The sequence below is a fragment of the Polaromonas sp. P1_F2 genome, assembly GCF_056405735.1.
In genome coordinates this window covers 103,031-113,026 of sequence record NZ_JBFUBN010000015.1, presented here as the reverse complement: position 1 = coordinate 113,026, position 9,996 = coordinate 103,031, and the positions used below count along the sequence as shown (strand labels likewise).

The 9,996-nt window shown below is 59.9% G+C and carries 18 protein-coding genes; 15 read left to right on the top strand and 3 right to left on the bottom strand.

What is annotated here, in order from left to right; translation table 11 throughout:
* The 13 genes from AC1D0O_RS23080 to AC1D0O_RS23020 all read left to right on the top strand — a co-directional run.
* On the top strand, positions 1–224 hold a 224-nt coding region (locus tag AC1D0O_RS23080; protein ID WP_477655813.1), incomplete at its 5' end, for an EF-Tu C-terminal domain-related protein.
* A gap of 25 nt (positions 225–249) precedes the next feature.
* Entirely contained in the window at positions 250–564 is a 315-nt protein-coding gene (gene rpsJ, locus AC1D0O_RS23075; RefSeq protein ID WP_007838118.1) for a 30S ribosomal protein S10, read from the top strand.
* Between the two features lie 214 nt (positions 565–778).
* Positions 779–1,462, top strand: a complete 684-nt coding sequence (rplC, locus tag AC1D0O_RS23070; RefSeq protein ID WP_477655812.1) for a 50S ribosomal protein L3 — start codon at positions 779–781, stop codon at positions 1,460–1,462.
* Positions 1,462–2,082: a 50S ribosomal protein L4 gene (gene rplD / locus AC1D0O_RS23065; protein ID WP_436155804.1), complete on the top strand. Its 621-nt coding sequence runs from the start codon at positions 1,462–1,464 to the stop codon at positions 2,080–2,082. Before rplC ends, rplD begins: the two co-directional genes overlap by 1 nt.
* Positions 2,079–2,414: a 50S ribosomal protein L23 gene (gene rplW, locus AC1D0O_RS23060; protein WP_411881975.1), complete on the top strand. Its 336-nt coding sequence runs from the start codon at positions 2,079–2,081 to the stop codon at positions 2,412–2,414. Before rplD ends, rplW begins: the two co-directional genes overlap by 4 nt.
* A complete protein-coding gene (gene rplB / locus AC1D0O_RS23055; RefSeq protein WP_092130383.1) occupies positions 2,414–3,238 on the top strand; it encodes a 50S ribosomal protein L2 in 825 nt (274 codons plus the stop codon). Before rplW ends, rplB begins: the two co-directional genes overlap by 1 nt.
* A gap of 9 nt (positions 3,239–3,247) precedes the next feature.
* Positions 3,248–3,526: a 30S ribosomal protein S19 gene (rpsS, locus tag AC1D0O_RS23050; protein WP_007866503.1), complete on the top strand. Its 279-nt coding sequence runs from the start codon at positions 3,248–3,250 to the stop codon at positions 3,524–3,526.
* 9 nt (positions 3,527–3,535) lie between these two features.
* Positions 3,536–3,865, top strand: coding sequence for a 50S ribosomal protein L22 (gene rplV, locus AC1D0O_RS23045; RefSeq protein ID WP_007866508.1), 330 nt, complete (start codon positions 3,536–3,538; stop codon positions 3,863–3,865).
* A gap of 12 nt (positions 3,866–3,877) precedes the next feature.
* Positions 3,878–4,783 carry a 30S ribosomal protein S3 gene (gene rpsC / locus AC1D0O_RS23040; protein WP_007866518.1) on the top strand — a complete coding sequence of 302 codons (906 nt, stop codon included), beginning with the start codon at positions 3,878–3,880 and terminating at the stop codon, positions 4,781–4,783.
* Between the two features lie 24 nt (positions 4,784–4,807).
* Positions 4,808–5,224, top strand: a complete 417-nt coding sequence (rplP, locus tag AC1D0O_RS23035) for a 50S ribosomal protein L16 (protein WP_007866520.1) — start codon at positions 4,808–4,810, stop codon at positions 5,222–5,224.
* A 12-nt stretch (positions 5,225–5,236) separates the two neighbouring features.
* Positions 5,237–5,446 carry a 50S ribosomal protein L29 gene (rpmC, locus tag AC1D0O_RS23030; RefSeq protein ID WP_011481236.1) on the top strand — a complete coding sequence of 70 codons (210 nt, stop codon included), beginning with the start codon at positions 5,237–5,239 and terminating at the stop codon, positions 5,444–5,446.
* Entirely contained in the window at positions 5,443–5,712 is a 270-nt protein-coding gene (gene rpsQ / locus AC1D0O_RS23025) for a 30S ribosomal protein S17 (protein WP_092130381.1), read from the top strand. The genes rpmC and rpsQ overlap by 4 nt, the downstream gene beginning before the upstream one ends.
* A gap of 219 nt (positions 5,713–5,931) precedes the next feature.
* The gene (locus tag AC1D0O_RS23020) at positions 5,932–6,438 is read left to right on the top strand and encodes a redoxin family protein (protein WP_477655811.1); all 507 of its coding nucleotides are present in this window, start codon (positions 5,932–5,934) and stop codon (positions 6,436–6,438) included.
* A 74-nt stretch (positions 6,439–6,512) separates the two neighbouring features.
* On the opposite strand, the gene AC1D0O_RS23015 is transcribed toward AC1D0O_RS23020, so the two are convergent.
* Positions 6,513–7,001 (bottom strand): GNAT family N-acetyltransferase, encoded by a 489-nt coding sequence (locus tag AC1D0O_RS23015; RefSeq protein WP_477655810.1) that lies wholly within the window; start codon positions 6,999–7,001, stop codon positions 6,513–6,515.
* A 90-nt stretch (positions 7,002–7,091) separates the two neighbouring features.
* Positions 7,092–7,778, bottom strand: a complete 687-nt coding sequence (locus tag AC1D0O_RS23010) for a cytochrome b/b6 domain-containing protein (RefSeq protein ID WP_477655809.1) — start codon at positions 7,776–7,778, stop codon at positions 7,092–7,094.
* Between the two features lie 199 nt (positions 7,779–7,977).
* Here AC1D0O_RS23010 and AC1D0O_RS23005 point away from each other — a divergent pair, with 199 nt between their 5' ends.
* On the top strand, positions 7,978–8,433 hold the full coding sequence (locus AC1D0O_RS23005) for a c-type cytochrome (protein WP_477655808.1): 456 nt from the start codon (positions 7,978–7,980) through the stop codon (positions 8,431–8,433).
* Positions 8,434–8,526: 93 nt separating this feature from the next.
* On the opposite strand, the gene AC1D0O_RS23000 is transcribed toward AC1D0O_RS23005, so the two are convergent.
* The gene (locus AC1D0O_RS23000; RefSeq protein ID WP_477655816.1) at positions 8,527–9,009 is read right to left on the bottom strand and encodes a TlpA family protein disulfide reductase; all 483 of its coding nucleotides are present in this window, start codon (positions 9,007–9,009) and stop codon (positions 8,527–8,529) included.
* A 46-nt stretch (positions 9,010–9,055) separates the two neighbouring features.
* Between AC1D0O_RS23000 and AC1D0O_RS22995 the strand changes: the two genes are divergently transcribed.
* A complete protein-coding gene (locus AC1D0O_RS22995) occupies positions 9,056–9,769 on the top strand; it encodes a DUF4197 domain-containing protein (protein ID WP_477655807.1) in 714 nt (237 codons plus the stop codon).
* Positions 9,770–9,996 lie beyond the last annotated feature (227 nt).

Genomic DNA, 9,996 nt, shown 5'->3' with positions numbered 1-9,996 from the left:
CGCCTTTCTTCAACAACTACCGCCCCCAGTTCTACTTCCGCACGACGGACGTGACGGGTGCGATCGAGTTGCCAGAAGGCAAGGAAATGGTCATGCCAGGCGATAACGTGTCGATCACCGTCAAGCTGATCAACCCGATCGCCATGGAAGAAGGCCTGCGTTTCGCCATCCGCGAAGGCGGCAAGACCGTCGGCGCCGGCGTCGTTGCCAAGATCATTGCGTAATTTCCGCAAACACTAAGGAATTACCATGGCCACCAAGCAAAAAATCCGCATCCGCCTGAAGGCGTTTGACTACAAGCTGATCGACCAGTCGGCAGCTGAAATCGTTGACACCGCCAAGCGCACCGGCGCGATTGTCAAGGGCCCCGTGCCCCTGCCAACCCGTATGAAGCGCTTCGACATCCTGCGTTCGCCCCACGTCAACAAGACGAGCCGCGACCAGCTGGAAATCCGCACGCACCAGCGTTTGATGGACATCGTGGACCCTACGGACAAAACCGTGGACGCCCTGATGAAGCTCGACCTGCCGGCCGGCGTGGACGTCGAAATCAAGCTGCAGTAAGCAAAAAACGGGGTTTCGGCCACAAGCCGGGCCCAAATCGACAGGTTTTAGCCCGGGTTTGCCATTTTTGGCAACCTGGGCTATACTCTTGGGCTGTCCATTACATGTTGGCTTCTTGCCGGTATGGATTGGGCGGTTTTATTAACTGTCTTTCACATCAAAACGTCTGCGGCCAATTGAAGTCGCAGCGGTGAAAGTTACGAAAGAACACATCATGAGTCTGAGCAACTCCCTCGGGTTGCTGGGCCGCAAAGTTGGCATGATGCGTCTGTTCACGGATGATGGGGACACAGTTCCTGTCACCGTGGTGGATGTATCGAACAACCGCGTGACCCAGGTTAAAACCGAAGCAAATGACGGCTACGATGCCCTTCAAGTGGCATTTGGCGCACGCAAAGCATCGCGTGTGACCAAGCCGGCCGCCGGCCACCTTGCGAAAGCAGGCGTTGAAGCTGGTGAAATCCTGAAAGAATTCCGCGTGACGGCTGACGTCGCAGGCAAATACGCCGCTGGCGCCGTTGTGCCCGCAGCCGACGTGTTTGCCGTGGGCCAGCTGGTGGACGTGCAAGGCACCTCCATCGGTAAAGGTTTCGCCGGCACCATCAAGCGCCACAACATGAGCTCGCAACGCGCGTCGCACGGTAACAGCCGTTCGCACAACGTTCCCGGCTCCATCGGTATGGCGCAGGATCCTGGCCGTGTGTTTCCCGGTAAACGCATGACGGGCCATCTGGGCGACGTCACCGTGACCACGCAAAACCTGAACATCGTGCGCATCGACGAAGCCCGTCAGCTGCTCATGATCCGTGGCGCTGTGCCTGGTTCCAAAGGTGGTTATGTCACGGTTCGCGCCGCGATCAAAGCCAAGCCCGCCAACGCTGCTAAAGGAGCGAACTGATGCAGGTCGAACTCCTGAATGACCAAGGTCTGGCTTCGTCCAAAGTGGACGTGCCTGATACCGTGTTTGGTCGCGAATACAACGAAAGCCTGGTGCACCAGGTGGTCGTGGCCTTCCAGGCCAACGCCCGCCAAGGCACCCGCGCCCAGAAAGACCGTGAGCAGGTCCGTCACTCGACCAAGAAGCCTTTCAAACAAAAGGGCACCGGTCGCGCACGTGCTGGTATGACGTCTTCGCCCCTGTGGCGCGGCGGCGGTCGTATCTTCCCGAACATGCCTGACGAAAACTTCACGCAGAAAATCAACAAGAAGATGTATCGCGCCGGCATGGCCGCCATCTTCTCGCAGCTGGCCCGTGAAGGCCGCCTGGCTGTGGTTGATTCCCTGACCGTGGACTCGCCCAAGACCAAGGTCCTGGCCGACAAGTTCAAGGCCATGAACCTCAATTCGGTGCTGGTCATCGCTGATGAAGTTGATGAAAACCTGTACCTGGCTTCCCGCAACCTGGTGAACATCCTCGTGGTTGAGCCCCGTTACGCCGATCCGGTGTCGCTGGTCCACTACAAGAAGGTTCTGGTCACCAAGGCTGCCATGGACCAACTCAAGGAGATGTTCGCATGAGCGCCCGTAACCCATCTTCTCCAAAATTGAAATTCGACGAAGGCCGCCTGATGCAGGTCCTGGTCGCACCCATCGTGTCCGAAAAGGCCACCATGATCGCGGACAAGACCAATGCCGTGACCTTCAAGGTGCTGCAGGATGCCACCAAATTTGAAATCAAGGCCGCCGTGCAATTGATGTTCAAGGTGGACGTCCAGTCGGTCGCCGTCCTGAACATCAAAGGCAAGACCAAGCGCTTTGGCAAGTCCATCGGCCGCCGCGACAACATTCGCAAGGCCTATGTGACGCTCAAGCCCGGTCAGGAACTCAACCTCGGTGGGGAGTCTGCGTAATGGCTGTCATTAAAATGAAACCCACCTCCCCCGGCATGCGCGGGATGGTGAAGATCTCCCGGGATCACCTGCACAAGGGTGAGCCTTACGCGCCGCTGCTGGAGCCACAATTCCAGAAGGCCGGCCGTAACAACAATGGGCACATCACGACGCGCCACAAAGGCGGCGGTCACAAGCACCACTACCGTGTGGTGGACTTCAAGCGCAACAAGGACGCCATTCCGGCCAAGGTCGAACGCATCGAGTACGACCCCAACCGCACGGCCCACATTGCCCTGCTCTGCTACGCCGACGGCGAGCGCACCTACATCATCGCCCCCCGCGGCCTTGAAGTCGGCGCCACGCTGGTGAGCGGTTCGGAAGCGCCGATTCGCGTCGGCAACACGCTGCCCATCCGCAACATCCCTGTGGGTTCCACCATCCATTGCATTGAGATGCAAATCGGCAAGGGCGCGCAAATCGCCCGTTCCGCCGGCACCTCGGCAACGCTGCTGGCCCGCGAAGGTACCTACGCCCAGGTGCGTATGCGCTCCGGTGAGGTTCGCAAGATCCACATCGAGTGCCGCGCCACCATCGGTGAAGTCGCCAACGAAGAACACAGCTTGCGCCGTCTCGGCAAGGCCGGTGTGAAGCGCTGGATGGGTATTCGCCCGACCGTTCGCGGTGTGGTGATGAACCCGGTTGACCACCCGCACGGCGGTGGTGAAGGCAAGACCGGCGAAGGCCGCCATCCTGTCGACCCATGGGGTAACCTTACCAAGGGCTACCGCACCCGCAACAACAAGCGCACGCAAGTGATGATTGTTTCGCGTCGCAAGAAGTAAGGCTAACCCATGACACGTTCACTCAAAAAAGGTCCGTTTGTCGACCATCATTTGGTAGCAAAAGCCGACAAGGCCGTTACCAACAAGGACAAAAAGCCGATCAAGACCTGGTCGCGTCGCTCCATGATCCTGCCCGAGTTCATCGGCCTGACCATCGCCGTCCACAACGGCAAGCAGCACGTACCTGTCTACATCACCGATCAAATGGTTGGCCACAAGCTGGGCGAGTTCGCACTCACCCGGACTTTCAAAGGTCATCCGGCTGACAAAAAAGTTGTGAGAAAGTAAGGAAAGACCATGGAAACACGTGCAACCCTCCGGGGCGTTCGTCTGTCGGTCGACAAGGGCCGTCTGGTCGCTGACCTGATCCGCGGCAAGAAAGTGGATCAAGCCCTCAACATCCTGAATTTCACGCAGAAAAAAGCTGCTGGAATCATCAAGAAGGTTGTGGAGTCCGCCATCGCCAACGCTGAACACAACGATGGCGCCGACATCGACGAACTGAAGGTGAAAACCATCTACGTCGAACAAGGCGCCACGCTCAAGCGTTTCTCCGCGCGCGCAAAAGGCCGCGGCAACAGCATCAGCAAACCCACGTGCCATGTGTACGTGGTGGTTGGCAACTAAAGGCAGCAGGATATGGGACAAAAAATCAACCCAACCGGGTTTCGCCTTGCAGTTAGCCGCAACTGGGCCAGCCGCTGGTACGCAAGCAACCGTGATTTCGCCGGCATGCTGGCCGAAGACATCAAGGTTCGCGAGTACCTCAAGGCCAAGCTCAAGAACGCCGCGGTTTCGCGCGTTCTGATCGAGCGCCCCGCCAAGAACGCCCGCATCACGATTTTCTCGGCACGTCCGGGCGTCGTGATCGGCAAAAAAGGCGAGGACATCGAGAACCTCAAGAAAGAACTGAGCCGCCAGCTGGGCGTGCCGGTCGCCGTGAACATCGAAGAAGTTCGCAAGCCTGAAATTGATGCCAAGCTTATCGCCGACAGCATCACGCAGCAGCTTGAAAAACGCATCATGTTCCGCCGTGCGATGAAGCGCGCCATGCAAAACGCCATGCGTCTGGGTGCCCTGGGCATCAAGATCATGTCGTCCGGCCGCCTCAACGGCATTGAAATCGCTCGCTGCGAGTGGTACCGCGAAGGCCGTGTGCCCCTCCACACCCTGCGCGCCGACATCGACTACGGCACCTCCGAAGCCAAGACCACCTATGGTGTGATCGGCGTCAAGGTCTGGGTCTACAAGGGCGACACGCTGGGCCGCAACGATGCGCCTGGCGCCAAGATGGTGGAAGTGCCCGACGAAGAACGCAAGCCGCGCGGCCCACGCCGTGATGCCCGTCCTGGTGATCGTCCAGGCAGCGACCGTCCCGCTCCACGTGGTGCTCGCGCACCGCGCGGCGCGACCAATACCGCACCTGCGGATGGAAGCGACAAGCCGGCTGAAGCTACCCCTGGTAGCGAAGCCCCGAAAACCACCGTTAAGCGCGTCCGTAAAGCCGCGCCAGCTGCAGCAGCTGACGGTGCCAAGACCGAGTAATCGGTCTATTAACGGAGAATCAAAATGCTGCAACCCGCTCGCAGAAAATACCGCAAAGAGCAAAAAGGCCGTAACACCGGCGTCGCAACCCGGGGTTCCTCGGTTGCGTTCGGTGACTTCGGTCTCAAATGCACCGACCGTGGTCGCCTGACTGCTCGTCAAATTGAAGCCGCACGCCGTGCGATTTCCCGTCACGTCAAACGTGGCGGCCGTATCTGGATCCGTGTCTTCCCGGACAAGCCGATCTCCCAAAAGCCTGCTGAAGTGCGTATGGGTAACGGTAAAGGTAATCCAGAGTACTACGTGGCTGAAATCCAGCCCGGCAAGATCGTCTTTGAAATCGTCGGTGTGCCTGAAGAGCTGGCCCGCGAAGCGTTCCGCCTGGCGTCCGCCAAGCTGCCGCTGCGCACCACCTTCGTCAGCCGCATGATCGGCCAGTAAGGGGAAATGACAATGACCAAATCTACTGAACTGCGCCAAAAAGACGTTGCCGGCCTGAAAACCGAAGTCAAAGAGCTGCAAAAAGCCCACTTTGGCCTGCGCATGCAAAAAGCCACGCAGCAACTGACCAACACTTCCACGCTGCGTTCCACGCGTCGCAGCATCGCTCGTGCCAAGACTATCCTGGCCGAAACCATCGTCAAGCAAGGAGCCAAAAAATGACGGAAGCTAAAAAATCCCTCAAGCGCACCTTGATCGGCAAGGTGGTGAGCGACAAGCGCGCCAAGACCGTGACGGTCCTGGTCGAGCGCCGTGTGAAGCACGAGCTCTACGGCAAGATCGTGTCCCTGTCCAGCAAGTACCACGCCCATGACGAAAAGGGCGAGTACCACACGGGTGACGTGATCGAGATCACCGAGAGCCGCCCGATCTCCAAGACCAAGAACTGGGTTGTGACCCGTCTGGTTGAAAAGGCTGTGATCGTTTAAGTCCCAGGTTACCTGGGGGCTGGCGTCAAGTCACTCTTTAAAAACGGCTCACCTCGGTGGGCCGTTTTTGTTTGTGTCGGCGTTTGCCCAACTGTGTACCGGCTGGGCATGACCTTCAAGCCTTCCGCGGTTTTTGCACAGTGAGCGCACGCTAGCCGCCTCCGCACTACACTGCGGGGGTTGATTTTCAACCCACCCATTATTTTTGAGGAGCACACCATGATCAAAGTAGGCGACACCCTTCCGGCCACCACCCTGATGGAATTTTCCGAAGTCGAAGGCAATGGCTGCAGCATCGGCCCGAACCCGGTCGACGTGGCCAAGGCCGCTGCCGGCAAGACCATTGCCCTGTTTGCCTTGCCCGGTGCGTTCACGCCCACCTGCTCGGCCAAGCATGTGCCAGGCTATGTCGAAAAATTCGCCGAGTTCAAGGCCGCGGGTGTCGACGAGATCTGGTGCCTCAGCGTCAACGACGCTTTTGTCATGGGCGCCTGGGCGCGCGACCAGAAGACCGGCGACAAGGTGCGCATGCTGGCCGACGGCAGCGCGGATTTCGCGAAAGCCGCCGGCCTGACATTGGACCTGACGGCGCGCGGCATGGGCCTGCGCAGCAACCGTTACTCCATGCTGGTCAAGGACGGCAAGGTCGCCAGCCTCAATGTGGAAGGCCCCGGCAAGTTTGAAGTCAGCGACGCGGCCACGCTGCTGGCGCAAGCCAAGGGCTGAGGGCGGATTCTTCGCCAGAAAAAAAGCCACCGCGCGCGAGCCCGGTGGCTTTTTCGTTTCCGCTTTGGGGGAGCCTACAGATCCACCTTGAGGTAGTGCGCTCCCGCGATGGGGTTGTGATAGTAGGGCGGGATCTCGGCAAAGCCTAGCTCGGCGTACAGCGCGCGCGCCGATTCCATGTCGTCCAGCGTGTCCAGCAGCACCGAGTGGTAACCTGCCACGCGCGCCGCGTCCAGGATGGCTTCCGCGAGCTGGCGGCCCAGGCCGAAGCGGCGAAAGGGCTTGCGCACATAGAGGCGCTTCATCTCGCCGGCATTCGGATAGTCGACCGAGTCCAGCGCGCGCAATGCGCAGCAGCCGGCGACTTCGCCGTCCACCAGCGCCAGCAGCAGCGCGCCCTCGGGTTCATCGTATTCACCGGGCAACTCGGCCAGCTCCGCCTCGAAATTCTGGAAGCACAGGTCCACGCCCAGCTGCTCCGCATACTCGCGAAAGACCAGCCGCGTCGCGGCCAGTTGCTCTGGCGTGTCGGGCGTGATGAACTGGATGGAGGGGCGTTGCACGGATCGGCGATGAAAAGTCGGCAACCAGTTTAACGTGGTTTGCCGGCGCCATCGGCCGCGCATCCGGCCAGCCTCAAGGGGCGCAGGGCGTCAGAACGCCGGCGCCGCGAGGGTGGAAACCCAGTAGGCCACGCCGCCGCAAATCGCCAGGATCAGCGCCGCGGCCACGCGCGACACCGTGTCGTCCCGCGAGGGTGGCGCTTGCACCACCAGTTCCTTGTCGCCGTGAAGCATGGCGCCCACGAGGTTGTGCTTGCGGCTCAGGTAATAGACGATGGCCGCGATGTGCAGCAGCACCAGCGCCAGCAGTACCCATTTGCCGATGTTCTTGTGATAGTTGGTCGTCAGGCTGACGGTGGCATTGGAGACAAAGCGCGTCAGCGGGCCGGCGAATGCGATCTCGTCGTCGCTGAGCAGCCCCGTGCCGACCTGTGCCACCAGGAAACCCAGCATGGCGAACACAGAGCCGGCGCCTATCGGGCTGTGGCCCACGCCGTGCTCCGGCTTGCCCTGGCCCTTGAGGTAGTTGATGACACTCTGCGGCGCATAAATGAACGCGCCAAAACGCGACCAACGCCCGCCCACCAAGCCCCAGACGATGCGAAACAGCAGCAAGGCCAGCACCGTGTAGCCAAAACGGAAGTGCCAGACCATGGCATTGCCGCCCACGGTGCCGGTGACGGCCAGGCCGATCACGCAGGCCACCAGCGCCCAATGGAAAAACCGCGTGGGCAGGTCCCACACACGCACCTTGTGCAGATTCTTGTTGGTGTACACGCTCACTCCTCGTTCATGTGGGTTGCTTTATGCCGGGCTTGCCTCCGGCCGCCTCGCTCGACTCTTGGTGCTTTCCCGTAGTGCATAAGTTCCTGCGGAACTTATCAGGTCTGGCTAAACTCAGCCACATGGCAACAAGCCCAGCGCGTTGCCATGCGTGTCACCGACCATATCCTAAAAAAACCCCACGAGGAAAACCATGAAACTTTTCGCCTGCATCGCAGCGGCCGCCACCCTGGTGGCTATCGCCGCTCCGGCCTCCGCGCAGTTTGCCAAACCCGAAGACGCCATCAAATACCGCCAGAGCGCGCTGTTTGTCATGAGCCAGCATTTCGGCCGGGTCGGTGCCATGGCCAACGGCCGTGTCCCATTTGACGCCAAAGTCGCCGCCGAAAATGCCGACATCGTGGCCGACATGGCCAAGCTCCCGTGGGCCGGCTTCGCGCCTGGAACCGACAAGGGCGGCAACACCAAGGCCAAGCCAGAGATCTGGACCGAGCAGGCCAAGTTCAAGGAAGGCCATGAAAAGCTGGTCGCCGAAACCGCCAAGCTGGCCGCCGCCGCCAAAACCGGCAACCTGGACACGCTGAAGACGGCCTTTGCAGCAACCGCTGGTACCTGCAAGGCTTGCCACGACAGCTTCAGAGCCCAGTAAGCTCGCACAGCCGAGAGATCCCCATTCGGGGGGCGATCAATAAAAAAGCCGGTTCGTCTGAACCGGCTTTTTGTTTTGGGGAGGCAAAACGCTTCAGGTCTCAGCCAGCAGCTTTTCGATCAGCTGATGCAAGGCCGCAAAATCCGGCTCCCCCACATACTGCTTGACGATCTCGCCGCGCTTGTTGACCAGGTAGGTCGTGGGCGTGAGCTGCACATCGCCCCAGGCCTTGGCCACTGCGCCGGTGTTGTCGATGGCCACCTTGAAGGGCAGCTTGCGGGTTTCGGTGTAGTTGACGACGTAGCTGGGCGGGTCGTAGCTCATGGCCACGGCCAGGGTGTCGTAGCCCTGGCTCTTGTATTTGTTGTAGGTGGAAATGACCTTGGGCATCTCCGCCACGCAGGTCACGCAGCTGGTGGCCCAGAAATTGACAAGGGTGACCTTGCCTTTCAGGTCGGCCGTGGTTTTTTTGCTGCCGTCCAGCAGCACGAAGGTCGATTCAGGCGCGGGCTGCGTACCAGTGCACCCGGGCAGGCTGGCGAGCGCCGCCAGCGCCAAAACGCCGGCCAGCGCCATGCGGCATACTGTCCGGCTGGATGTCAATTTCATGGGAGACCTCATCATGCAACGTCGCAATTTTAACCAGGCCGGCGTCAGCGCGTTGGGCGCACTGATATTGGCCACCTACCACCAGGCCTACGCGTTGTCGCTCGGAGACCTGTCCGGCATCAGCAACGCCGATGCCAGCGCCGGCCTGAAAACCGCCCTCGAAAAGGGCGCCATCGCGGCCGTCGCCCTGCTGGGCAAGACGGATGGATTCCTCGGAAACCCAAAAGTTCGCATTCCTTTGCCCGGTTACCTCGAAGACGCGTCGAAACTGCTAAAAAACTTCGGCCAGGGCAAACGCATCGACGAGCTGGTCACCTCCATCAACCGCGCCGCCGAGGCGGCCGTGCCCATGGGCAAGGACCTGCTCGTCAACGCGGTGCGCACCATGAACGTGAACGACGCCAAGAACATCCTGACCGGCGGCGAGACCTCGGTCACCACTTTCTTCGCTGAAAAAACCCGCGCGCCGCTGGGCGTGAAATTCCTGCCCGTGGTGACCAAGGCCACCGAAAAAGTCGGGCTGGCCAACAAATACAACGAATTCGCCGGCAAGGCCGCCGGTTTCGGCCTGGTCAAAAAAGAAGACGCCAACATCCAGCAATACGTCACCGGCAAGTCGCTGGATGGCCTCTACCTCATCATCGGCGAGGAAGAAAAGAAGATCCGCCAGGACCCTGTGGGCACCGGCAGCGCGATTCTCAAAAAAGTCTTCGGATCGATGAAATAAAAAGTTCTAAGTTGGGTGTGAGGCACCGCTGGGCCTGCAGTTTTCTTTGAAGTGAAAACGAAGCATTTACTTACATAGTGTTGGTAAATATGCCCACACGGGAAATGCCTTAAGGGGCGCGGCTGATAAACGTGATCTGATGGTGGCTGGTTGCAGCAACGATCAGGAGGACAGCAGCCGTGAAAACAACAACCGGGATGTTGGCGCGCGGCTATCGCGGCGGGCCA